This window comes from Allostreptomyces psammosilenae, assembly GCF_013407765.1.
In the GTDB taxonomy this organism is placed as follows: Bacteria; Actinomycetota; Actinomycetes; order Streptomycetales; family Streptomycetaceae; genus Allostreptomyces; species Allostreptomyces psammosilenae.
Genome location: NZ_JACBZD010000001.1, coordinates 113,767 through 136,034, shown reverse-complemented (window position 1 = coordinate 136,034; position 22,268 = coordinate 113,767). Strand labels below are relative to the sequence as shown.

Genomic DNA, 22,268 nt, shown 5'->3' with positions numbered 1-22,268 from the left:
CGACTCGTAAGGTGGTGTGCCGCGCCTGGCCGGGGGCGGAGCGCGGCGAGCGCCCGAAGCGGAGCGCGCGGCTTTTCTACGGAGCGAAGGAACGGCTGAGGAACAGTGTTCGCCGAGCGCACAGCGGCGCCCGCGGTGGCGCCGCGGATAGGGATCGGGGCATAACCGCCATGCATATCGTCATCATGGGGTGCGGTCGCGTGGGGGCCACCCTCGCCCGCACGCTGGAGGACCAGGGCCACTCCATCGCGGTCATCGACCTCGATCCCAAGGCCTTCCGCCGGCTCGGGTCCGGCTTCGCCGGGCAGCGGGTGACCGGGATGGGGTTCGACCAGCAGACCCTGCGCCAGGCGGGCATCGAGGAGGCCGGAGCGTTCGCCGCGGTCAGCAGCGGCGACAACTCCAACATCATCGCCGCCCGGGTGGCCCGGGAGACCTTCGGCGTGGAGAACGTCGCGGCGCGGATCTACGACCCGCGGCGCGCCGAGGTGTACCAGCGTCTGGGCATCGCCACGGTGGCCACGGTGCGCTGGACGGCGGACCGCATGCTGCGCCGCCTGCTGCCCAGCGGCGCCGAGCCGCTGTGGCGTGACCCCAGCGGCGCGCTGGCGCTCGCGGAAGTGCCCACCTCCCCGGAGTGGATCGGGCACCGGGTGTCGAAGCTGGAGCAGGCGACGGGCACCCGGGTGGCCTTCCTCACCCGGCTGGGCGAGGCCATGCTTCCGGATTCGCAGACCGTGTTGCAGGAGGGCGACCTGGTCCACGTGATGATGCGGGAGACCGACGTCGCCGAGATCGAAGCGGCCTTCGCGCGGGGCCCGGAGGAGAGCTGATGCGAGTCGCCATCGCCGGAGCCGGCGCCGTGGGCCGGTCGGTCGCCACGGAGCTGCTGGAGAACGGCCACGAGGTCCTGCTGATCGACAAGAACCCGGCCGCCATCTCGGTGGAGCGGGTCCCCACCGCGGAGTGGCTGCTCGCGGACGCCTGCGAGATCACCTCACTGGACGAGGCCGCGTTCCAGCGCTGCAACGTGGTGATCGCCGCCACCGGCGACGACAAGGTCAACCTGGTCGTCTCGCTGCTGGCGAAGACGGAGTACGGCGTGCCGCGGGTGGTGGCCCGGGTCAACCACCCGAACAACGAGTGGCTGTTCAACGAGTCCTGGGGGGTGGACGTGGCCGTGTCCACCCCGCGGCTGATGTGCGCCCTGGTGGAGGAGGCGGTCAGCGTCGGCGACCTGGTCCGGCTGCTCCGGTTCAGCCAGGGCGACGCCAACCTGGTGGAGCTGACCCTGCCGGAGGACGCGGCGCTGGTCGGCGTCCGCAACGGCGACGTGCGGTGGCCGGAGGACACCGCACTGGTCGCCATCATCCGGGAGGGCCGGGTGCTCACCCCGCACCGCGACCACACCCTGGAGGGCGGCGACGAGCTGCTGTTCGTCGCGGCGCCCTCCCGGGAGCCCCAGCTGGAGACGCTGCTCTCGCCCGGCCGCTGAGGCGGCGGGCGGCGGAACGACGACGGCGGCGGCCGGCCCCCTCGTGGAAGGGGTCCGGCCGCCGCCTTGCGCATCTCCTCGGGCGCCGGCGTCAGCCGCCGGGGCGCTCGCCCCCGGCCTCCGCCCCGTCCCGGGGCTCGTCCTTGATCGGGGCCGGGGCCCGGCTGAGCAGCAGCCAGGTCAGGTAGATCGCCACCAGCCACGGCGGCACGCCGAGCGCCACCCGGGCCACGCCCAGCATGGTGACGTTCCCGGACCAGTACATCGGGAACAGGATCGCGGCGCGCACCGCGAACAGCGCCACCCACACCCAGGTGGCCAGGGTGTAGGCGCGCATCCGCCCCGGGTTGCGGGTGCGCCAGGTGAAGTTCTCGCCCAGGACCGGCCCGAGCAGCACCCCGATCAGCGGCCAGCGCACCAGGTTGGAGACGGCGTACACCACGCCGAGCACCACGCCGTAGATCATGCCGGGCAGGTAGAAGTCCTGCGCCTCACCGGAGCGGGAGGCCACGAAGGCGCCGATGCCCACGCCCAGCACGCCGCCGAAGGCGTGCCGGAGGGTCTCCCGACGGAAGACCCGCACCAGTCCCAGCAGCACGGTCAGGCCGAACGCCGAGGCCGCGGAGAGCGTCAGGTTCTGGGTGACCGTGTAGACCACGACGAAGACCAGCCCGGGCACGGTCATGTCGACCATGCCGCGCACCCCGCCGAACGCCTCGATCAGCTCGCTGCCGCTGGTCGCGGCGGCCGCGGCGGTCTCGGTGGGGGGCTCGCCGGGTGGTGCGGGCACCCGGGGTGAGTGGGAACCGGCCGGCCGCTGGTCGCCGAACGCCACGCCCTCGCCGTCCCTTCCGGCCTGTTCGGCCCGTGCGCCGGCCGGCGGAGGCGCGGCGGTGCCCTCCACCCCCATGTTGCCCGTCACTCGCGTCACTCCTGTCCGATGGCCCGCAGCTCGTAGCGCGGGTTGAAGAGCACCTTGCGTCCCTGTGCCGAGCTGACCCGCCCGGAGGCGACGATCCGCCGGCCCGGCTCGATGCCGGCTATGGAACGCCGGCCCAGCCAGACGACGTCTATCGCCCCCGAGCCGTCGAACAGCTCGGCTTCCAGGGCGGGCACCCCGCCGCGCGGGCGCTGGGTGACGGCACGCAGCGTGCCGGTGACGGTGACCACCTCGCGGTCCGGGCAGTCGCAGATCCGGCTGCACCCGGCGTCGACCGCGTGCTGCTCCAGCTCCTCCGCCTGCAGTTCCTCCGGGGTGGAGGTCAGGCGGTTGAGCATCCGGCGGAAACGGCCGGTTTCCTTGACCGTTCCGCTCGATCCGGCGACACCACTCATACAGACGAGGCTACTACGGCGCACCGTGGCCGGGCACCGGCGCGACGCGCCGGAGCGTCGCGCCGCGGGGCCCGGCCCCAGGGCCGCCGCGCGGTCCCGCGCCCGTCCTCCCCGGAGCGGTCACGGCTCGAAGCGGTAGCCCATGCCGGGTTCGGTGAGGAAGTGGCGCGGCCGGGACGGATCCGGCTCCAGCTTGCGCCGCACCTGCGCCAGGTAGACCCGCAGGTAGTGGGTCTCGGTCCGGTAGGCCGGCCCCCACACCTCGCGCAGCAGCTGCTGCTGGGTGACCAGCCGGCCGCTGTTGCGCACCAGCACCTCCACCACGTGCCACTCGGTCGGGGTGAGCCGCACGTCCGCGCCGCCGCGCCGCACCCGCCGGGCGGCCAGGTCCACGGTGAAGTCGCCGGCGTCCACCACCGGCAGGCCGTCGGGGGGCTGCGGCTCCGCCCGGCGCACCGCGGCGCGCAGCCGGGCGAGCAGCTCGTCCATGCCGAAGGGCTTGGTGACGTAGTCGTCGGCGCCGGCGTCGAGGGCGCGGACCTTCTCGTCGGAGGTGTGGCGGGCGGACAGCACGATCACCGGGGTGCGGGTCCAGCCGCGCAGGCCCGCGAGCACCTCGGTGCCGTCCATGTCCGGCAGGCCGAGGTCCAGCACCACCACGTCCGGCTGGCGCTCGGCGGCCAGCCGGAGCGCCTGCGCGCCGGTGTGGGCGGCGTCCACCTCGTAGTGGCGCGCCCGCAGGTTGATCACCAGGGCGCGGACGATCTGCGGCTCGTCGTCCACCACCAGGACCCGGGTCATCCGGTGCCTTCCCTCAGCTCGGTGCCGGCCCCGTGCTCCCCGGCCGCCGCGACGCCCGACCGCTCGGCGGCGGGCAGGGTGAACACCATGGTGAGTCCGCCGCCCGGGGTGTCCTCCGCGGTGAGCGAGCCGCCCATGGCCTCCGTGAAGCCGCGGGCCACGGCGAGGCCGAGGCCCACGCCGCTGCCCCGCGGCGCGTCGCCCACGCGCTGGAAGGGGGCGAAGACCCGCTCCCGCTCCGGTTCCGGCACGCCCGGCCCGCGGTCCACCACGCGCAGCTCCACCCGGGACGGCCCGCCGGCCGGGCGCAGCGCGCTGGCGGTGACCAGCACGGGCGAGCCGGCCGGGTGGTAGCGGGCGGCGTTCTCCAGGACGTTGCCGACCGCGCGTTCCAGCAGCCCGGGGTCGGCGAGGACCAGCGGGAGGTCCTCGCCGACCTGCAGCGCGACGCGTTCCGGCGGCAGCGCGCCGGCGGCCACCGGCACCACCTCGTCCAGCGCGGTCTCCCGCAGCAGCGGCGCCAGGCCGCCGGTCTGCAGGCGGCTCATGTCCAGCAGGTTGCCGATGAGGTGCTCCAGGCGGTTCGCCCCGGCGTCGATGGTCGCGATCAGCTCCTCCTCGTCCTCGGGCGAGAAGGCCACGTCCTCGGCGCGCAGCGAGGACACCGCCGCCTTGATCCCGGCCAGCGGGGTGCGCAGGTCGTGCGAGACGGCGGCCAGCAGCGCGGTGCGGATCCGGTTGCCCTCCGCCAGGCGGCGGGAGTGCGCGGCCTCCTCGGCGAGCCGCTGGCGCTCCAGCACGACGGCGGCCTGCGCGGCGAAGGCGCCCAGCAGGCGCTGGTCCTCGGCGGAGAGCACCCGGCCGGACAGCGCCAGGGCCAGCGTCTCGGAGACCGGCATGTCCACGTCGGCGTCCTCCGGCCGGTCGGGCGGGCGCTCGCCGCTGTGGGCGACGCACCGCCACCGCTGGCGCGGATCCTCCCGCTCGAACAGGGCCGCGGAGCTCTCCCCGAAGGTCTCCCGGACCCGCTCCAGCAACGGCGGCAGGCCGCGCACGCCGCGCAGCACGTCCCCGGCCAGCAGGCCGAGCGCCTCCGCCTCGGCGCGCGAGCGGGCGGCCTGCTGGGTGCGGCGCGCCGCGAGGTCCACCACCGAGGCCACGGAGGCCGCCACCAGGACGAAGATGGCCAGGGACAGGACGTTCCCGGCGTGCCCCACCGTGAGGGTGTGCAGCGGCTCGGTGAAGTAGAAGTCCAGCAGCAGCGTGGCGACGACGGCGGTGGCCAGCGCCGGCCACAGCCCGCCGAGCAGCGCGGCGGCCACCGTGAGGGTGAGGAACAGCAGGGTCTCGGTGGGGGTGAGCGGCCCCTGCCGGACCGCCCGCAGCACGGCGGTCAGCAGCGGCGGGGCGACCAGCGCGAACACGTAGCCCGCGGCCCGCCGCCCCCGGCTCACCCCGGTTCCCGGCCGGGGCAGGCCCAGTCCCCCGCCGGCCTGCTCGTGGGTGACGATGTGCACGTCGATGTCGCCGGACTCCCGGGCGACGGTGGCGCCCACCCCGGGGCCGAAGACGTACTGCCAGGCCCGGCGGCGGCTGGTCCCCAGCACCACCTGGGTGGCGTTGACGCCGCGGGCGAACTCCAGCAGGGCCGCCGGGACGCTGTCGCCCACGACGGCGTGGTAGGTGCCGCCGAGGTCCTCCACCAGCTTGCGCTGGACGGCCAGCTCCCGGGGGGAGGCCCCGCCGAGGCCGTCGCCACGGGCCACGTGCACGGCCAGGATCTCGCTGCCGGAGCCCTTGGCGGCGATCCGGGCGGCCCGCCGGATCAGCGTTCCGCCCTCGGGCCCGCCGGTGAGGCCGACGACGATCCGCTCGCGGGCCTGCCAGGTGGTGGCGATGCCGTGCTCGGCGCGGTAGCGCTGGAGGTGCTCGTCGGTGCGGTCGGCGACCCACAGCAGGGCCAGTTCGCGCAGCGCGGTCAGGTTGCCGGGGCGGAAGTAGTTCGACAGGGCGGCGTCGACCTTGTCGGCGGCGTACACGTTCCCGTGGGCCATCCGGCGGCGCAGCGCCGGCGGGGACATGTCGACGAGTTCGATCTCGTCCGCGCGGCGGACGACCTCGTCCGGCACGGTCTCGCGCTGCGGCACCCCGGTGATCGCGGCGACCGCGTCGCCGAGTGACTCCAGGTGCTGCACGTTGACCGTGGAGACGACGTCGATCCCGGCGTCCAGCAACTCCTCGACGTCCTGCCAGCGCTTGGCGTGCCGGGAGCCGGGGACGTTGGTGTGGGCGAGTTCGTCGACCAGGGCGCAGCCGGGACGGCGGGCCAGGACGGCGTCGGTGTCCATCTCGGTGAAGACCGCGCCGCGGTGCGCGATCGTCCGCCGGGGCAGCACCTCCAGGCCGTCCAGCAGGCGCCGGGTGCGCTCCCGGTTGTGGTGTTCGACGAAGGCGACGACGACGTCGGTGCCCCGTTCGACGCGGCGGTGGGCCTCGGCGAGCATGGCGTAGGTCTTGCCGACTCCGGGCGCCGCGCCGAGGAAGATCCGTAGTTTGCCTCGCGCCATGGTTCCCATTCTCGTACGGGCGTGCGGACCGGCCGTCGGGCGGGGGCGGGCCGTCCGCGGCGGCCCGCCCCCGCGCGCTCACTCCCGGTCCAGGGCGGCCAGGGCGGCGTTGAGCTCCAGGACGTTGACCCGCGGCTCGCCGAGGAACCCCAGGGCGCGCCCCTGGAGGTGCTCGGCGACGAGGGCGCGGATCCGGTCGGCGGCCAGGCCGCGCTCCCGGGCGACGCGCTCCACCTGGAGCAGCGCGTACTCCTCGGAGATGTGCGGGTCGAGGCCGCTGCCGGAGGCGGTGGCGGCGTCGACGGGCACCCGGGCCGGGTCCACCCCGTTGAACGCGGCGACCTCGGCGCGGCGCCCGGTCACCTGGGCGAGCAGGTCCGGGCTGGTGGGCGCCAGGTTGGAGGCGCCGGAGGCGAGCGCGTCGTGGTTCCCGGCGGAGGGCCGGGACTGGAACCACTCCGGGGCGGGTGCGGCGGTGCCGTCGGCGGCGGTCGTGGTGAAGCCCTGGCCGATCAGCGCGGAGCCGACCTCGCGGCCGTCGACGGTGACCGGCGAGCCGGACGCCTGGTTGGGGAAGAGCGCGCGGGCCAGCCCGGTGACGGCGAGGGGGTAGACGAGGCCCAGCAGCAGGGTGAGGACCAGCAGGGCGCGCACGGCGGCCCCGGTGACCCGCAGCCGGTTGGCGAAGGTGGTGTGCATGGTGATCGGGATCCTCCGGCCCTACAGCCCGGGAACGAGCGAGATGAGCAGGTCGACGAGCTTGATGCCGACGAACGGCGCGACCAGGCCGCCGAGGCCGTAGACGGTCAGGTTGCGGCGGAGCATGCGGTCGGCCGACATCGGCCGGTAGCGCACGCCGCGCAGGGCCAGCGGGATCAGCGCCACGATGATCAGCGCGTTGAACACGACGGCGGACAGGATCGCCGACTCGGGGCTGGACAGCCGCATGATGTTGAGCACGTCCAGGCCCGGGTACACCCCGGCGAACATCGCCGGGATGATCGCGAAGTACTTGGCGACGTCGTTGGCGATGGAGAAGGTGGTCAGCGCGCCGCGGGTGATCAGCAGCTGCTTGCCGATCTCCACGATCTCGATCAGCTTGGTCGGGTCGGAGTCCAGGTCGACCATGTTCCCGGCCTCCTTGGCGGCGGAGGTGCCGGTGTTCATCGCCACGCCCACGTCGGCCTGGGCGAGGGCGGGGGCGTCGTTGGTGCCGTCCCCGGTCATCGCGACCAGCTTGCCGCCGGCCTGCTCCCGCCGGATCAGCTCCAGCTTGTCCTCGGGGGTGGCCTCGGCGAGGAAGTCGTCGACGCCGGCCTGAGCCGCGATGGCCCTGGCGGTGAGCGGGTTGTCGCCGGTGATCATCACGGTGCGGATGCCCATCCGGCGCAGCTCGGCGAACCGTTCCCGCATGCCGGGCTTGACCACGTCCCCCAGGTGGATGACGCCGAGCACTCGGGCGGTGGCGGTGCCGTCGCGCCGGGAGACCTCTCCCACCACCAGGGGGGTGCCGCCCTGCGCCGAGATCCCGTCGACCAGCGTCCCGATCTCCGCCCCGGGGTGTCCGCCGTGCTCCCGGACCCACGCCAGCACCACGGAGGCCGCGCCCTTGCGCAGCGAGCGGTGCCCGCCCGCCTCTTCCAGGTCCACGCCGCTCATCCGGGTCCGCGCGGTGAACGGGACGAACTCGGCGGGTGGGAGCTCCCCGGCGGCGGGGGCGGGCGGTGCGTGCCGCCGCTCGGCCAGCACCACGACGGAGCGTCCCTCGGGGGTCTCGTCGGCGAGCGAGGACAGCCGGGCCGCGCCGGCCAGTTCGGCCTCGGTGACGCCGCGGGCCGGAAGGAACTCGACGGCCTGGCGGTCGCCGAGGGTGATGGTGCCGGTCTTGTCCAGCAGCAGGGTCCCCACGTCACCGGCCGCCTCCACGGCCCGGCCGGACATGGCCAGCACGTTCCGCTGCACCAGGCGGTCCATGCCGGCGATGCCGATGGCGGACAGCAGGGCGCCGATGGTGGTCGGGATGAGGCAGACCAGCAGGGCGCAGAGCACGACCAGCGACTGCTCGGCGCCGGCGTGGACCGCCATCGGCTGGAGGGTGACGACGGCGAGCAGGAAGACGATGGTGAGCGAGGCGAGCAGGATGTTGAGCGCGATCTCGTTGGGGGTGCGCTGCCGGTCGGCGCCCTCGACGAGGCCGATCATCCGGTCGATGAAGGTCTCGCCCGGCCTGGCGGTGATCCGCACCACGATCCGGTCGGAGAGCACCCGGGTGCCGCCGGTGACGGCGCAGCGGTCGCCGCCGGACTCCCGGATCACCGGGGCGGACTCGCCGGTGACGGCGGACTCGTCGACGCTGGCGACGCCCTGGACGACGTCGCCGTCGCCGGGGATGACGTCGCCGGCCTCGCACAGCACGAGGTCGCCGGGGCGCAGCTCGGTGCCGGGCACCCGCTCCTCGGCCCCGCCGGCCGGGGTGGTGATCCGCCGGGCGACCGTGCCGGTGCGGGCCCTGCGCAGCGTGTCGGCCTGGGCCTTGCCGCGCCCCTCGGCGACGGCCTCGGCGAGGTTGGCGAACAGGACGGTGAGCCACAGCCACACCGCGATCGCCCACGCGAACCAGCTCGGGTCGAGGGCGGCGAGCAGGGTGGTGGCGACGGACCCGACCTCCACCACGAACATCACCGGGGTGCGCACCATGACCCGGGGGTCGAGCTTGCGCAGGGCGGCGGGCAGTGAGCGCCACAGCGCCGCGGGGTCGAACAGGCCGCCGCCGACCCGGCCGCTGGGTGTGCCGGGTCCGTTCGCCGGGGCGGAGGTGGGGGCCCGGTCGGGTCCGCCGTCGGCGGGGGAGGTGTCGGCCGGGGTGTGCGACACCGCGGTGTTCATGGCGGGTTCCTTCCGCAGGGCCGGGGGGCGGGTGGGGCCGGTGCCGAGGGCGGGGGTCACCGCAGGCCCTCCGCGAGCGGCCCGAGGGCGAGCGCCGGGAAGTAGGTCAGGCCGGCGACGACGGTCACCGAGCCGACCAGCAGGCCGCCGAAGAGCGGCCGGTGGGTCTGGAGCGTCCCGGCGGTGGCCGGCACCGGGGCCTGGTCGGCCAGCGATCCGGCGAGGGCGAGGACGAACACCATGGGCAGGAAGCGGCCGAGCAGCATGGCCAGGCCGATCGTGGTGTTGTACCAGGGGGTGTCGGCGGCGAGGCCGGCGAAGGCGCTGCCGTTGTTGTTGGCGCCGGAGGTGTAGGCGTACAGCACCTCGGTGAAGCCGTGCGGTCCGGTGTTGAGGATCGATTCCCGGGGGCCGGGCAGGGCGAGGGCGACCGCGGTGAGGCCGAGCACCAGCGCCGGGGTGACCAGGATGTACAGCGCGGCCAGCGTGATCTCCCGGGAGCGGATCTTCTTCCCCAGGTACTCCGGGGTCCGGCCGACCATCAGCCCGGCGATGAAGACGGCGATCACCGCCATCACGAGCATGCCGTACAGGCCGGAGCCGACGCCGCCGGGGGCGACCTCGCCGAGCATCATGCCGAGCAGGGTGATGCCGCCGCCGAGCCCGGTGTAGGAGGAGTGGAAGGAGTTCACCGACCCGGTGGAGGTCATGGTGGTGCTGACGGCGAACAGCGCGGAGCCGCCGACCCCGAAGCGCTGCTCCTTGCCTTCCATCGCGCCGCCGGCGGCCTGCAGGGCGCTGCCGGGGTGGGCGAACTCGACGGCCGTCATGGCGACGACGGCGCCGAGCCAGATGACGCCCATGGCCGCGAGGATGGCGTAGCCCTGCCGGACGTTGCCGACCATGCGGCCGAAGGTGCGCGGCAGCGAGAACGGGATGACCAGCAGCAGGAAGATCTCGAAGAGGTTGGAGACCGGGGTGGGGTTCTCGAAGGGGTGCGCCGAGTTGGCGTTGAACGGGCCGCCGCCGTTGGTGCCCAGGTTCTTGATGGCCTCCTGCGAGGCGACCGGCCCGCCGGGCAGGGTCTGGGTGCCGCCGGTGAGGGTGGTCACCTCGTGCGGGGAGGCGAGGTTCTGGACGACCCCGGTGGCAACCAGGACGAGGGCGGCCACGGTGGACAGCGGCAGCAGGACGCGGACCACGCCGCGGACCAGGTCGGCCCAGAAGTTGCCCAGCTCGCCGGTGCGGGAGCGGGCGAAGCCGCGGACCAGGGCGACGGCGACGGCCATGCCGACGGCGGCGGACAGGAAGTTCTGCACCGCCAGGCCGGCCATCTGGGCGAGGTGGCCCATGGCGGCCTCGCCGGAGTAGGACTGCCAGTTGGTGTTGGAGACGAAGGAGGCGGCGGTGTTGAACGCCTGGTCCGCGTCGATCGGCGCCGTGCCCAGGGAGAGCGGCAGCTGCCGCTGGAGCCGGAGCAGGGCGTACAGGGCCAGCAGGCCGACGAGGGAGAAGGCCAGCACCCCGCGGAGGTAGGCGGGCCAGCGCTGCCCGGTGTCCGGGTCGGCGCCGATCGTCCGGTAGATCCAGCGTTCCACCCGCAGGTGGCGGCGGCCCGAGTAGACGGCCGCCATGTAGTCGCCGAGGGGCCGGTGCACCAGGGCGAGCGCGGCGACGAGCGCGAGGACCTGCAGGGCCGCCGCGGGCACCGCGCCCATCAGAACCGCTCCGGGAAGATCAGCGCCAGCACCAGGTAGCCCAGCAGGGCGACCGCCACGACCAGGCCGACGACGTTCTCGGCGCTCACAGCTTGGTCACTCCCCTGGCCACGACGCCCACCAGCGCGAAGACCGCGATGGTGAGCAGGACGAAGACCGTGTCGGCCATCGTGTTGCTCCTCGATGACGGTGGTGCCCTCCCCGGTGGACGTCCGCCGGACGGGCGGACGGTGGGCGGGGCGCGCCCGCTCGGTGCGGGCACGGATCGAGGAAACCCCTGCTGGAGCGGCCCGGGGACCGTCATTGACGCCCCCCTGACAGCACCGTGCGCGATCTTGACGCGTTATTGATGCGGCGAGATCACCCCGGCAGCGTTTCCACGGCGTTTCGGGAGCGTTTCGGGAGCGTTTCGGAGCGCGCGTGGATCCGGGGCCGGACACGACGACGGGGCGCCCGGTGGTCGCGAGGACCACCGGGCGCCCCGTCGGACGACCTGGCTGCTGTACTCGTGCGGCCGTGGCGCTCAGCGCACCTCGGTGATCTCCGGCCCGCGGCGGAACGGGTCCAGGCTGCCGCCGCTGAACCGCGAGGCATTGCCCTGGCCCTGCGCCTGGGCGTCCTGGCCCGGCGCCCCGGTCGGACGCCGCCGGGTGCCGCCGTCCGCCACCATCTGGGCGTCCTCCGGCAGGCGCAGCACGATCGGGTCGCGCGGGGCCATCGGGGCGTCGCCGCGGACCACCACCGTGCCGCGGAAGACCCCCTCCAGCACCTCGGAGCTCTCCGGCTGGACGGCGGCCTGCCCGGAGATCACCCCGCGCAGGAACCAGCGGGGCCCGTCGCACCCGACGAAGCGCACCAGCTGCACACCGCTGGAGCCGTCCGGCAGGCGGACCGGCACCCGGGCGCGCAGCTCCAGGCCGAGCGGGCCGTCGACCGGGTCCGCCGTCCCGCCCTGCTTGCTGATGCCGGCGGCGATCTCCTCGCGGATCTCCGACCACAGCCCCTCGGAACGCGGCGCGGCGAACGCCTGGAGCTGGATGGCGCTCTGCCCGAGCACGATGGTCGCGGCCACGATGGAGTCCCCGGCGACCTCGACCCTCAGCTCCATCCCCTCGACTCCGGGGACCAGCAGCCCACCGAGGTCGACCCGGCCCTCGCCGGGCTCGTCCACCTCGGAGATGTCCCACGGGCCGTCGGGTCGCGGCGCGGGGGGCAGCCCGACACGACGCGGAGCGTCCTCGGTCTCCTCCTTGCCTTCCTCCTCGACCTGCTCGCCCGAGCGCTCGGCGCCCTCAGCGAGCCGGTCGTCGGCATCCTGCCTGCGACGACGACGGAACACGTCACTGTCCTTCCCGATCGGCGCCCGGGAACGTCATTCCCCGGCTTCGCGCATGCTAGTCGCGGCGTGTCCCCCGGTCGACCCGAAGCCACCCGCCCCTCGAACGGATTCGGGCAGCTCGGCCACCTCCTGGAACCAGGCCCGCTCCACCCGCTGGAGCACCAACTGGGCGATCCGGTCCCCGCGCCGGAACTCCACCGGCTCCCTGGGGTCCAGATTGACCACCACGACCCTGATCTCCCCCCGGTACCCCGCGTCAACCGTACCCGGGGAGTTCACCAGTGCCACCCCGCAGCGCGCGGCGAGACCGGAACGGGGGTGCACGAACGCCGCGAACCCCTCCGGCAGCGCGATCGCCACCCCGGTCGGCAGCACGGCCCGCTCCCCCGGCGCCAGCGTCGCGTCGACGGCCGTCACCAGATCGGCACCGGCATCACCCGGATGGGCGTATCCGGGCAGCGGCAGGTCGGGATCGAGCCGGCGCACCAGCACCCGGACCGGTTCGGACATCAGGAGTTCACCTCGAAGATCCTGGTCATGCTGCGGATGGACTCCGGGTCGCGGGCGGCCGCGGCCACCTCCTCGGCCCGGCCGTGGGCGGTGAAGTGGGCCAGGCCCACCCGGACGAACAGCGCCCGGGCGACCACCGCGAGCGGGCCGTCCGGGGAACCGGTCCGCCCCTCCGCCTCCGCGTGGATCTTACGGCCCTGCACGCCGGTGCAGCGGGCCGTCAGGTGCAGCGCGGTGCCCAGCGGCACCGGCGCGCGGTAGTCGGTCTCCAGCCGGGCGGTCACCGAGGTGGTCATCAGCAGCCAGTTCAGCGAGCCGAGCGTCTCGTCGAGCGCCGCCGCCAGCATTCCGCCGTGGGTGATGCCGGGTGCGCCCTGGTGCTCCGTGGTCGGCGTGAAGACGGTGTGCACGCTCACCCCCTCGCCGGCCCGGACCACCAGGCGCAGGCCGCCGGGCGCGCGCGGGCCGCAGCCGAAGCAGCCGTCGTAGTGCGGCCCCAGCACGCTGCCCGGAGGCGGGGCGTTGGGGTGCCGACGGGGCGGCGCCGGCGGCGCCGGCGCCCGCTCCCCCGGTGGCGGGCCGTCCGGGCCGGCAGCGGCCCCGGGAGCCGGCACGGGGCCGGACGCGTCGGTCGGCCCCGTTCCGTCGGCGGGCATGGTCATCCGGTCGAGTCCTCTCCTGACGTGGCCGGTCCGCCGCGCGGCCGACCGGCCGACCGGCCCACCACGCGGAGCCACGGGAGCCCACGGGGACGGCGGCGTGCGTGGTCCGGAGGTTACCCGCGAGTCAGTTGGCGAGGAAGGGCGCCGGCGGGCGGATCGGCCCCCGGTGGAGCGGCCGCGGGCCCACCGGCCGGCGTCAGCCCGACAGGGGGGAGAATGGGCCCGTGTACGACGAACGCCTCACCGTGCCCGCGTCCTGGTGGGCGCTGATCCTGCTGCCGGGCGTCTCCCTGGCCCTGGTACTGCTGCTGTTCGGCCCGGTGCCGGCGCTGATCGGCTTCGCCGCCGGCTGCGTCGGCACGGCGATCGCGCTGACCTCCTACGGCGGGGCGCGCATCCGGGTCGTCCGGGACCTCCTGGTCGCCGGGGACGCCCGCATCCCGGTGACCGCGCTCGGCACGCCCGAGCCGCTGACCGACCCGGAGGAGGCCCGCGCCTGGCGGATGCACCGCGCCGACCCGCGCGCCTTCATGCTGCTGCGCAGCTACGTCCCGACGGCCTGCCGGGTGCCGGTGGAGGACCCGGCGGACCCCACGCCGTACCTCTACCTGTCCACCCGCAACCCCCGACGGCTGGCCGAGAGCCTGGTGCGGGCCCAGGAGGCCGCCCGCTCCGGCACCGCGGGCCCCGCGGACTGAGGCCGATCCGGGTGGGCCGTCCGGGGGGTGGTCCGCCTCGGTGGTGGCCCCACCCGGGTGGCGCCGTCCGGATCTCGCGCATGCCCTCAGCGCCCCGACGGGGCGCTCACCCCCCGCCCGGCGCGACCCGCCCCTGCCGCAGGTCCGCCCTGACCCGCTCGCCGAGCCGCCGGGTGTCCCTGCGGTTGACCGTGGCGCCCAGCACGGCGCCCACCATGAACGGCACCAGGGTGGTGACCTCGCGGCCGGTCCGCCGCAGCAGGGCGACGCGCACCCGGTGCCTGAGCGGGTTGGAGACCGCGCCCGCCACCATCGCCGGCCGGGTCAGCTGAACCCCCCGGTAGTCTGCCCACGCCGACACGTACGCGGTCGCCCGGTCGGTCAGCGTGCCGGCCGCCGGCCGCCCGTAGACCTCGCGCAGCTCCGCGATCAGCTTGATCTCGATCGCCGCCACCGACAGCGTCTCGGCCGCCAGCTCCACCGGCATGCTGAGCGGCTTCGGCAGCGCCGCCCACGCCCCCAGGGCGCCGCCCACGCCGGCGCTGGCCCGCGCGGCGGACCTCACCAGCACCTCGGCCAGCTCCTCGGTGTCCAGCCCGGGGTGGTGCGCCCGCAGCGTGGGCGCGTCGCGCACCGGAATCCGCGGAGCGACCTGGAGCAGCCGGTCCGCCAACCTGCCCAGGCCCACGCCGCCGACCCGCCCGGCCACCCGGCCGGCGCCTCCGACGGCCCGGGCTCCGCCGGCCAGCGCGCCCGCCAGACGGGCCGCCAGGGCACCGCCGCGCCCACCCGCCGTGGACCGGCCCACCGGGGCGATCCGGGCGATCCGCCGGGCCGCACCGGGCCGCCTGGCGGGTCCGCCGGGCACGCCCGCGGCCTCTTCCCCGTCCTCCTCGGCGGCCCGCCCGTCGTCCTCGCTGGTGGCGGCGATCGCCGCCACCAGTTCGTCGACGTCCTCAGGCACGGCACCGCCACCGGCCGGCCCGGGGCTCCGCTCCCGCTCGGGATCGCCACCGGGCCCCGTGGCCGGGTCGGATCGGGAGGGACCCGCCCCGGGGCGCCTGAACCTGCCACCGCCGCCTGACCGGAAGATCTCCATGACCCTCCGGGTACCCGCGGTCAGGCCGCGCAGTCGCGGCAGACCGGCTGGCCGTTCTTCTCGCCGGCCAGCTGGCTGCGGTGGTGCACCAGGAAGCAGGTCGAGCAGGTGAACTCGTCGGCCTGCCGGGGCAGGACCCGCACGGACAGTTCCTCGTTGGACAGGTCCGCGCCCGGCAGCTCCAGGGACTCGGCCTGCTCGAACTCGTCGACGTCGACGGAACCGCCCGACTTGTCGTTCCGCCGAGCCTTGAGTTCCTCGATGCTGTCCTCGTTGAGCTCGTCGTCGGTCTTGCGTGGAGTGTCGTAATCCGTAGCCATGCTGCTTCTCCCCCTCCGGGTCCATGAGTTGTTCGGCGCAGGAGTAACGCGCGAGAAGCCGGACTTGTGCCCGACCCGAGGCGGAGATTTTGCCTCACATCCGTGTCTGTTACTCGGGCGACACCCGCACGCCCCCTCCGAAGAGGTGACCTGTGCTCGGCGCCGGACCGGAAGGGTACGCCCCGACGCCCGCCTGAGCCACTCGACCGGGTGATTCCCGGGACCCGAGGTGAGGAAAACAACACGCCTTCCGCCCGACCCGTGGCCGACGCGGTCCCACGCACGGCCCGAGGCCGCCGGACCGGGCTCCTGCGACCCGGCCCATCGGGCCGCGACGACGACGGCGGATCCCCCTATTCGGGGGCCGTCGCGGAATTACCGATCTCGTTCTCCCGCGGCCCCTCGCGCGCGGCGAGTGTGGAGCATACCCGACCCCGCCCGGCAATACTCCGCGAAGAAGTCGCCGCTCATCGCCGGAGCCGGCGGATCAGCCCTGCGGCAATCCCACCCGCATCACCAGGCCGCCCTCGGCACGCGGCTCCGCCTCGATCCGCCCGCCGTGGGCGCGCACCACCGAGCGCACGATGGAAAGCCCCAGACCCACGCCCTTGTCACTGCGCGTGCGATCGTTGCGCAACCGGCGGAAAGGCTCGAAGAGGTTGTCCACCTCGTACGCCGGCACCACCGGACCGGAGTTCGCGACCACCAGCAGGGCGTGCCCGGCCGACTGCAGGGTCACCGCCTCCACCCAGCCGCCCTCGTGGTTGTAGCGGATGCCGTTCTGCAGCAGGTTCAGGGCGATCCGCTCCAGCAGCACGCCGTTGCCCTGCACCGTGGCCGGCTCCAGGGAGGTGCGCACCTCCACACCGCGCTCCCGGGCCTCCGCCCGGGTCTGCTCCACGGCCCGCCGCCCGACCTCCGCCAGGTCGACGGGCTTGCGCTCGACGACCTGGTTCTCGCTGCGCGCCAGCAGCAGCAGGCCCTCCACCAGCTGCTCGCTGCGCTCGTTGGTGGCCAGCAGGGTGCGGCCGAGGTGCTGCACCTCGGGGGTGACGTCCGGATCCGCGAGCGTCACCTCCAGCAGGGTGCGGTTGATCGCCAGCGGGGTGCGCAACTCGTGCGAGGCGTTGGCGACGAACCGGCGCTGCGAGTCGAACGCGGTGTCGAGGCGGTCGAGCATCTCGTCGAAGGTGTCGGCCAGCTCCTTCAGCTCGTCGTCCGGACCGTCCAGCTCGATCCGCCGGTGCAGGTCCGAACCGGCCACCTGCCGGGCGGTGCGGGTGATCCGGCCGAGCGGCTGCAGCACCCGGCCGGCCATCATGTAGCCGAACAGGAACGCCACCACCGCGAGCAGCACCAGCGCGGTCAGCGACTGCTGGAGCAGCGAGCGCAGCGCCGCGTCCCGCTGCTGCTCCTGCACGGAGCGCAGGTACTCCTGGAACTGCTCGGCGGTGAACAGCTGGGTGAAGTCCGGGTTGGTGTACAGCAGGTCCGACGGGAGCTGGATGTCGATCCGCTGGCTCCGCAGACTGCTGTTGACCAGCAGGTACACCAGGGCCAGCAGCACCACCCCGGCGACCAGGAACATGCCGCCGTACAGCAGGGCCAGCCGGAACCGGATGGTCGGGCGGAACCACGGCTGGTACGGCTCCGGCTCCGCCGGACCGGGCATCTGCGGCGGGTGCGGCGGCTGGGGCGGGCGGGGCGGTGGGGACTGCGCGGGTGGTGTCGTCGTCATGCGGGGCTCAGATCCGGTAGCCGGAACCGGGCACGGTGAGGATCACCGCGGGCTCGCCCAGCTTGCGGCGCAGCGTCATCACCGTCACCCGGACCACGTTGGTGAACGGGTCGGTGTTCTCGTCCCACGCCTTCTCCAGCAGCTGCTCCGCGGAGACGACGGCGCCCCCGGCCCGCAGCAGCACCTCCAGCACGGCGAACTCCTTGGGCGCGAGGTGCACCGGGCGGCCGTCGCGCACCACCTCCTTGCGGCTGGGGTCCAGCCGGATCCCGGCGCGCTCCAGGACGGGCGGCAGCGGGTGGGTGGCCCGCCGGCCCAGCGCCCGCACCCGGGCGATCAGCTCGGAGAAGGCGAAGGGCTTGGGCAGGTAGTCGTCGGCGCCCAGCTCCAGGCCCTCCACCCGGTCGCTGACGTCGGCGGAGGCGGTCAGCATGAGCACCCGGGTGGCCAGGCCCAGGGCGACGACCTCCCGGCAGACGTCGTCGCCGTGCACCAGCGGCAGGTCGCGGTCGAGCACCACGACGTCGTACTCGTTGACCCGGACCCGGTCCAGGGCGGCCTGGCCGTCGTAGACCACGTCCACGGCCATGGCCTCCCGGCGCAGCCCGGTGGCCACGGCGTCGGCGAGCAGCTGCTCGTCCTCGACTACGAGTACCCGCACGGCTCTTCGTCCCTCCTGCCCCGGGATCCGGCGCGTCCCGGCCTTCCCCTCCATCCTGCCGCACCGCTGGTCAAGCCCCGGTAAGCGCCGGCGGCCCCGGACGCCGCACGCCGGCGGCGCACCGGTCAGGGGCGGGCCGGACCGTGCGGCGGCGGTGCGGCGGCGGTCACGCGCGAATTTCCCCGGACGATATGTTTCCCCGCTGGATTACGGGGGGATGACGAGGGCACACCCGCTCGGCCGCCGCCCCGGACCGGCATGCCCCGTTCCCCCCGTGCCACGTTCCGTGGCGCCGCGGCGTCGCGCGCGTGCGTCTGTCATCCGCATCACAACACTCGGGACGGAGGCTGCCGTATGGACGCGTTCACCACTGGCATCCTGGAGCGCATTCGGGAGACCGAGCAGGGCCTCCACCGCGCGCAGGAGACCGGCGACGACTTCCTCGCCGAGGTCGAGCGGGGAGAGCTGGAGGACCTCATCCGGCTCGCCAACGACCACGGGATCAGCGTCCTGCCGCAGGTCGCCTGAGCGGTCGCGGGGTGACGCCCAGGGCGTCGCCGCGCGACCGGCGCCAGTCGTCGTCGACGTCGATCGGCCCGGCACCCCGAACGGGGCGCCGGGCCGAGGCGTGTCCGGGGCGGCCGGACGGGTCAGCCGCGGTCGGCGGCCGAGCCCGGGGCCTCGGTGTCGCCGTCGTGCCACGCCCCGAGCTCGTCCAGGCGGGCGCTGAGCCAGCCGTGCAGCTCGGGCGCGGCCGCCACCAGGAACTCCGTGGAGGGCTCCGGGCTCCGGTGCCCGGTCACCACCGCGCCGGCCTCCCGGGCGATCAGCGCGCCGGCGGCGAAGTCCCACGGTTGCAGGCCGCGCTCGTAGAAGCCGTCCAGCCGGCCACAGGCGAGGTCGCACAGGTCCACGGCCGCCGCGCCCTCCCGGCGGACGTCGCGCAGCCCGGGGATCAGCTGGGCCAGCACGGCCGCCTGGTGGGTGCGCCGGTGCCGCAGGTACCCGAATCCGGTGCCGACCAGGGCCTCGCCCAGCGGTGGGGCGACGCCGAGGGAGATCGGCGCGCCGCCCAGGCGCGCGCCGCCGCCCAGCACGGCGGTGAAGGTCTCGTCGCGCGCGGGCACCCGCACCACGCCGGCGACGGTCACCCCCTCGACCTCCACCCCGATGCTGACCGCCCAGGTGGGGCGGCCGTAGAGGTAGTTGACCGTGCCGTCCAGCGGGTCCACCACCCAGCGCACCGGGGAGTCGGCGGCCCCGGCCGCGGCCTGGCCGGAGGTGCCCTCCTCGCCGAGGATCCGGTCGTGCGGCCGGCGGTCGCGGATGGTCGACACGATCAGGCGTTCCGCCGCGACGTCCATCTCGGTGACCACGTCGACGGAGCTGGACTTGGTGGCGGCGACCTTCAGGTCGGCCGGTCGACCGGTCAGCAGCAGTTCGCCGGCGGCCAGGGCGGCCGCCTCGGCTATCGCGAGCAGCTCTCCGGGCGAGGGCGGGGCGGTGGACTCGGTGGTCGTCGTGTGCTCGCTCATGCCTGGGCCTTCCCCTCGCCGGCCGCGCCGGAGGCGTCCGGACCGTCCTGTCCCTGTGCCTGTCCCTGTTCCTGTCCGCCCTGGGCGGCCAGCCGCCGGCGGGCAGCGGCGCGGTCCCAGCCCGCGCCGGCCGCGGCCGGCAGTTCGCCGCGCAGGTTGGGGCAGCAGCCCACGGGACACACGTCGTGGTGCGCGCCGAGTCGGCCCAGCGCGCACGGCGCCACCGGCCGACCGCGCAGCGCGGCGGCCCGCTCCAGCACCAGTTCCCGGATGGCGGCGGCGAACCGGGGGTCGGCTCCGACGGTGGCGGCCCGGCTGGCCGGCAGCCCCAGCTCGGCCGCCTTGGCCCGGGCCTCGGTGTCGAGGTCGTACTTGACCTCCATGTGGTCCGAGACGAAGCCGATCGGCACCATCACCACACCCGGCACCCCGCGCCCGTGGAGCTCCTCCAGGTGGTCGCAGATGTCCGGTTCCAGCCACGGGACGTGCGGGGCCCCGCTGCGGCTCTGGAAGACCAGCTGCCAGGGGCGGTCGGCGACGCCGGTCGCCTCGGCGACGGCGCCTGCCACCAGTTCGGCGACGTCGCGGTGCTGCGCCAGGTAGGCGCCGCCGGGGGTGTGGGTGTCGCGGGCCGGGTCGTCCGGGGCTCCGGAGGAGTCGGCGTAGGCGGTGGGGATGGAGTGGGTGGTGAACACCAGGTGGGCCCCGTCGCGCACCTCCTCGGGCAGTTCGGCGAGGGCCGCGAGGGTGTTGTCCACCATCGGGCCGACGAAGCCGGGGTGGTTGAAGTAGTGCCGCAGCTTGTCCACCTCGGGCCAGGCCAGGCCCTCCGGCGGATCGGTGGCGAGCACCCCGGCGAGGTCCTCGCGGTACTGCCGGCAGCCCGAGTAGGAGGCGTAGGCGCTGGTGGCGACGGTGATCACCCGGCGGGCGCCGGAGGCGGCGATCTCCCGCATGGTGTCGGCCAGGTAGGGCGCCCAGTTGCGGTTGCCCCAGTAGACCGGCAGGTCGAGGCCGTGGGCGCGGAAGTCGTCCTCCAGGGCCGCGATCAGGGCCTTGTTCTGGGCGTTGATCGGGCTGACCCCGCCGAACATGAAGTAGTGCTTGCCGACCTCGGCGAGGCGCTCGCGCGGGATGCCGCGCCCCGCGGTGACGTTCTCCAGGAAGGGCACGACGTCCTCGGGCCCCTCGGGGCCGCCGAAGGAGAGCAGCAGCAGCGCGTCGTAGGGGGAGGCGTCGGGGCGGGCGGAGCCGGCGTCCCCGGACGGTGCGGTGGCGTCGTCCGGACCCGCGGCGGAGGGGAAGGGGGTGGGGAACGCATCGGGCATGTCTCGCATCCTGCCATCCCCGCTCCGGGCCGCACGCCCGGGCCCGCGCGTACGGGCGACGCCGGCCGCCGCGCCGGGGCCCGGCCGGAAAAGGCGGAAGAAATCGTTTGCACGGCGCCTTAGCCTGTATCGGTCGAGCGTTTCCGCTCCCCCTCCACCACCCCGCCAGCGCGAGGCCGGCGCCCGTCCGGCCCCTCCCGTCACTTCGGAGCCCCCGTGCCCAGTCCCTACCGCGAGATATTCCGCGCGCCCGGAACCCTCGGCTTCTCCTCCGCGGGCTTCGTGGCCCGCATGCCGGTGTCGATGCTCGGCATCGGCGTCGTCACCATGCTCTCCGCGCGCGAGGGCGCCTACGGGCTCGCCGGAGCGGTGTCGGCCACCCTGGCGCTGGCCGCCGCGGTGATCGCCCCGCAGATCTCCCGCCTGGTGGACCGGCACGGGCAGCGCCGGGTGCTGCTGCCGTCCTCGGCGCTGGCGCTGGCCGGGGTGGTCGGCCTGCTGCTGTGCGCGCGCCTGGACGCGCCGTCGTGGACCCTATTCCCGTTCGCGGTGCTGGCCGGCAGCGCGCCCAACATGGGCGCCATGGTGCGGGCCCGCTGGGTCGAGGTGCACCGGGGCACGCCTCGGCTGCACACGGCCTACTCCTTCGAGGCCGTGCTGGACGAGCTGACCTTCATCCTGGGTCCGATCGTGTCGGTGTGGCTGTGCACCCAGGTGTTCCCGGAGGCCGGGCCGGCCGCGGCCGGCGTCCTGCTGGCCGTGGGCGTCACGCTGTTCGTGGCGCAGCGGCGCACCGAGCCGCCGGTGCGGGCCCGGCTCCGGGACGCGGCCGGCGCCGCGGACGGGGACGGCGACGGCGGGTCGGCGATCCGCAGCGCCGGCCTGCGGCTGCTGGTGGTGACGTTCCTGGCCACCGGCGCGATCTTCGGCGCGGTGGACGTGACGGTGGTGGCGTTCGCGGACGAACTGGGCCAGACGGAGTGGGCGAGCGTGGCGCTGGCCTGCTTCGCCGGCGGCAGCTGCCTGGCCGCCCTGCTGTTCGGCCTGCTGAAGCCGTCCGGCCCGCCGGCCCGCCGCTTCCAGCTGGGCGTGCTGGCGATGGCGCTGGGCACGGTGCCGCTGCTGTTCGTCACCAACCTCCCGCTGCTGTCCGCCGCCGGCTTCCTGATGGGGCTGTGCATCTCGCCGACCATGATCACCGTGACGGCGCTGACCGAGCGGCTGGTGCCGCCGAGCAAGCTCACCGAGGGCATGACGTGGACCACGACCGGGCTCGCCGCGGGGGTGGCGGCCGGTTCCTCGGTGTCGGGCTGGGTGATCGACGGCTACGGCGCCCGGACGGCCTTCTGGGTGCCGGTGGCCGCCGCGGCGATCGCGGCCGTCCTGGCGCTGCTGGGCGGCCGCCTGCTGACCCCGCCGAAGCGGGAGCCGTCTGTGCCGGTGGCGTCCGGGGGGCCGTCGGGATCCGACGGGGAGGTCCGCGACGAGCTGCCGGCGGGCTCGGGGGCCGGCGCCGCGGCGGCGCCGGCCGGGCACGCCGTGGACGACGGCGGGCGCTGAGGCGCCCGGCCCGGGC

Annotated in this window: 22 protein-coding genes and 1 pseudogene; 5 read left to right on the top strand and 18 right to left on the bottom strand. The window is 74.9% G+C overall.

Annotation, left to right across the window (positions count from 1 at the left end; genetic code table 11):
• The first annotated feature begins 170 nt into the window (after nt 1–170).
• The gene (locus tag FHU37_RS00515; protein WP_179812260.1) at nt 171–833 is read left to right on the top strand and encodes a potassium channel family protein; all 663 of its coding nucleotides are present in this window, start codon (nt 171–173) and stop codon (nt 831–833) included.
• Complete coding sequence (locus FHU37_RS00510; RefSeq protein WP_179812259.1) at nt 833–1,495, top strand: potassium channel family protein; 663 nt, start codon at nt 833–835, stop codon at nt 1,493–1,495. Before FHU37_RS00515 ends, FHU37_RS00510 begins: the two co-directional genes overlap by 1 nt.
• 91 nt (nt 1,496–1,586) lie before the next feature.
• Here FHU37_RS00510 and FHU37_RS00505 read toward each other — a convergent pair whose 3' ends face one another.
• From FHU37_RS00505 to FHU37_RS00450, 12 genes are all read right to left on the bottom strand, one after another.
• Complete coding sequence (locus FHU37_RS00505) at nt 1,587–2,417, bottom strand: DUF3159 domain-containing protein (protein WP_312892354.1); 831 nt, start codon at nt 2,415–2,417, stop codon at nt 1,587–1,589.
• Between the two features lie 5 nt (nt 2,418–2,422).
• Nucleotides 2,423–2,830, bottom strand: a complete 408-nt coding sequence (locus FHU37_RS00500) for an OB-fold nucleic acid binding domain-containing protein (protein ID WP_179812258.1) — start codon at nt 2,828–2,830, stop codon at nt 2,423–2,425.
• A gap of 120 nt (nt 2,831–2,950) precedes the next feature.
• On the bottom strand, nt 2,951–3,631 hold the full coding sequence (locus FHU37_RS00495; protein ID WP_179812257.1) for a response regulator: 681 nt from the start codon (nt 3,629–3,631) through the stop codon (nt 2,951–2,953).
• On the bottom strand, nt 3,628–6,198 hold the full coding sequence (locus tag FHU37_RS00490; protein ID WP_179812256.1) for an ATP-binding protein: 2,571 nt from the start codon (nt 6,196–6,198) through the stop codon (nt 3,628–3,630). Before FHU37_RS00490 ends, FHU37_RS00495 begins: the two co-directional genes overlap by 4 nt.
• A gap of 78 nt (nt 6,199–6,276) precedes the next feature.
• Nucleotides 6,277–6,897, bottom strand: coding sequence for a potassium-transporting ATPase subunit KdpC (kdpC, locus tag FHU37_RS00485; RefSeq protein ID WP_179812255.1), 621 nt, complete (start codon nt 6,895–6,897; stop codon nt 6,277–6,279).
• Nucleotides 6,898–6,918: 21 nt separating this feature from the next.
• The gene (kdpB, locus tag FHU37_RS00480) at nt 6,919–9,084 is read right to left on the bottom strand and encodes a potassium-transporting ATPase subunit KdpB (RefSeq protein WP_179812254.1); all 2,166 of its coding nucleotides are present in this window, start codon (nt 9,082–9,084) and stop codon (nt 6,919–6,921) included.
• Nucleotides 9,085–9,140: 56 nt separating this feature from the next.
• Complete coding sequence (kdpA, locus tag FHU37_RS00475) at nt 9,141–10,802, bottom strand: potassium-transporting ATPase subunit KdpA (RefSeq protein ID WP_179812253.1); 1,662 nt, start codon at nt 10,800–10,802, stop codon at nt 9,141–9,143.
• Nucleotides 10,802–10,891, bottom strand: a complete 90-nt coding sequence (kdpF, locus tag FHU37_RS00470; RefSeq protein WP_179812252.1) for a K(+)-transporting ATPase subunit F — start codon at nt 10,889–10,891, stop codon at nt 10,802–10,804. The genes kdpA and kdpF overlap by 1 nt, the downstream gene beginning before the upstream one ends.
• On the bottom strand, nt 10,888–11,064 hold the full coding sequence (locus tag FHU37_RS27360) for a hypothetical protein (protein WP_218904758.1): 177 nt from the start codon (nt 11,062–11,064) through the stop codon (nt 10,888–10,890). Before FHU37_RS27360 ends, kdpF begins: the two co-directional genes overlap by 4 nt.
• Nucleotides 11,065–11,325: 261 nt before the next feature.
• Nucleotides 11,326–12,141 carry a DUF3710 domain-containing protein gene (locus FHU37_RS00460; RefSeq protein WP_179812251.1) on the bottom strand — a complete coding sequence of 272 codons (816 nt, stop codon included), beginning with the start codon at nt 12,139–12,141 and terminating at the stop codon, nt 11,326–11,328.
• 33 nt (nt 12,142–12,174) lie between these two features.
• A complete protein-coding gene (dut, locus tag FHU37_RS00455; RefSeq protein WP_179812250.1) occupies nt 12,175–12,651 on the bottom strand; it encodes a dUTP diphosphatase in 477 nt (158 codons plus the stop codon).
• Complete coding sequence (locus FHU37_RS00450; RefSeq protein WP_179815915.1) at nt 12,651–13,307, bottom strand: PaaI family thioesterase; 657 nt, start codon at nt 13,305–13,307, stop codon at nt 12,651–12,653. The genes dut and FHU37_RS00450 overlap by 1 nt, the downstream gene beginning before the upstream one ends.
• Nucleotides 13,308–13,537: 230 nt before the next feature.
• Between FHU37_RS00450 and FHU37_RS00445 the strand changes: the two genes are divergently transcribed.
• Nucleotides 13,538–14,011, top strand: coding sequence for a DUF3093 domain-containing protein (locus tag FHU37_RS00445; RefSeq protein ID WP_179812249.1), 474 nt, complete (start codon nt 13,538–13,540; stop codon nt 14,009–14,011).
• A 106-nt stretch (nt 14,012–14,117) separates the two neighbouring features.
• On the opposite strand, the gene FHU37_RS00440 is transcribed toward FHU37_RS00445, so the two are convergent.
• The 4 genes from FHU37_RS00440 to FHU37_RS00425 all read right to left on the bottom strand — a co-directional run bounded on the left by FHU37_RS00440 (nt 14,118) and on the right by FHU37_RS00425 (nt 17,829).
• Nucleotides 14,118–14,975 carry a hypothetical protein gene (locus FHU37_RS00440; protein WP_179812248.1) on the bottom strand — a complete coding sequence of 286 codons (858 nt, stop codon included), beginning with the start codon at nt 14,973–14,975 and terminating at the stop codon, nt 14,118–14,120.
• A gap of 155 nt (nt 14,976–15,130) precedes the next feature.
• On the bottom strand, nt 15,131–15,430 hold the full coding sequence (locus tag FHU37_RS00435; RefSeq protein WP_179812247.1) for a DUF4193 domain-containing protein: 300 nt from the start codon (nt 15,428–15,430) through the stop codon (nt 15,131–15,133).
• A 487-nt stretch (nt 15,431–15,917) separates the two neighbouring features.
• Nucleotides 15,918–17,168 (bottom strand): sensor histidine kinase, encoded by a 1,251-nt coding sequence (locus FHU37_RS00430; protein ID WP_179812246.1) that lies wholly within the window; start codon nt 17,166–17,168, stop codon nt 15,918–15,920.
• Between the two features lie 7 nt (nt 17,169–17,175).
• A complete protein-coding gene (locus FHU37_RS00425) occupies nt 17,176–17,829 on the bottom strand; it encodes a response regulator transcription factor (protein ID WP_179812245.1) in 654 nt (217 codons plus the stop codon).
• 354 nt (nt 17,830–18,183) lie between these two features.
• Between FHU37_RS00425 and FHU37_RS00420 the strand changes: the two genes are divergently transcribed.
• Entirely contained in the window at nt 18,184–18,357 is a 174-nt protein-coding gene (locus FHU37_RS00420; RefSeq protein WP_179812244.1) for a hypothetical protein, read from the top strand.
• A gap of 122 nt (nt 18,358–18,479) precedes the next feature.
• On the opposite strand, the gene FHU37_RS00415 is transcribed toward FHU37_RS00420, so the two are convergent.
• Nucleotides 18,480–19,364 (bottom strand): inositol monophosphatase family protein, encoded by an 885-nt coding sequence (locus FHU37_RS00415; protein WP_179812243.1) that lies wholly within the window; start codon nt 19,362–19,364, stop codon nt 18,480–18,482.
• A gap of 122 nt (nt 19,365–19,486) precedes the next feature.
• Nucleotides 19,487–20,692 (bottom strand): annotated as a pseudogene (locus FHU37_RS00410) (ferrochelatase); the annotation flags it as partial.
• Between the two features lie 216 nt (nt 20,693–20,908).
• Here FHU37_RS00410 and FHU37_RS00405 point away from each other — a divergent pair.
• On the top strand, nt 20,909–22,252 hold the full coding sequence (locus FHU37_RS00405) for an MFS transporter (protein ID WP_179812241.1): 1,344 nt from the start codon (nt 20,909–20,911) through the stop codon (nt 22,250–22,252).
• Nucleotides 22,253–22,268: the final 16 nt, after the last annotated feature.

What these genes read in the sequence shown, in the direction of transcription:
- FHU37_RS00515 (WP_179812260.1), top strand. Translation starts at nt 171, where the DNA reads ATGCATATCGTCATCATGGGGTGCGGTCGCGTGGGGGCCACCCTCGCC.
- FHU37_RS00510 (WP_179812259.1), top strand. Translation starts at nt 833, where the DNA reads ATGCGAGTCGCCATCGCCGGAGCCGGCGCCGTGGGCCGGTCGGTCGCC.
- FHU37_RS00500 (WP_179812258.1), bottom strand. Translation starts at nt 2,830, where the DNA reads ATGAGTGGTGTCGCCGGATCGAGCGGAACGGTCAAGGAAACCGGCCGT.
- FHU37_RS00495 (WP_179812257.1), bottom strand. Translation starts at nt 3,631, where the DNA reads ATGACCCGGGTCCTGGTGGTGGACGACGAGCCGCAGATCGTCCGCGCC.
- FHU37_RS00490 (WP_179812256.1), bottom strand. Translation starts at nt 6,198, where the DNA reads ATGGCGCGAGGCAAACTACGGATCTTCCTCGGCGCGGCGCCCGGAGTC.
- kdpC (WP_179812255.1), bottom strand. Translation starts at nt 6,897, where the DNA reads ATGCACACCACCTTCGCCAACCGGCTGCGGGTCACCGGGGCCGCCGTG.
- kdpB (WP_179812254.1), bottom strand. Translation starts at nt 9,084, where the DNA reads ATGAACACCGCGGTGTCGCACACCCCGGCCGACACCTCCCCCGCCGAC.
- kdpA (WP_179812253.1), bottom strand. Translation starts at nt 10,802, where the DNA reads ATGGGCGCGGTGCCCGCGGCGGCCCTGCAGGTCCTCGCGCTCGTCGCC.
- dut (WP_179812250.1), bottom strand. Translation starts at nt 12,651, where the DNA reads ATGTCCGAACCGGTCCGGGTGCTGGTGCGCCGGCTCGATCCCGACCTG.
- FHU37_RS00450 (WP_179815915.1), bottom strand. Translation starts at nt 13,307, where the DNA reads ATGCCCGCCGACGGAACGGGGCCGACCGACGCGTCCGGCCCCGTGCCG.
- FHU37_RS00435 (WP_179812247.1), bottom strand. Translation starts at nt 15,430, where the DNA reads ATGGCTACGGATTACGACACTCCACGCAAGACCGACGACGAGCTCAAC.
- FHU37_RS00430 (WP_179812246.1), bottom strand. Translation starts at nt 17,168, where the DNA reads ATGACGACGACACCACCCGCGCAGTCCCCACCGCCCCGCCCGCCCCAG.
- FHU37_RS00420 (WP_179812244.1), top strand. Translation starts at nt 18,184, where the DNA reads ATGGACGCGTTCACCACTGGCATCCTGGAGCGCATTCGGGAGACCGAG.
- FHU37_RS00415 (WP_179812243.1), bottom strand. Translation starts at nt 19,364, where the DNA reads ATGAGCGAGCACACGACGACCACCGAGTCCACCGCCCCGCCCTCGCCC.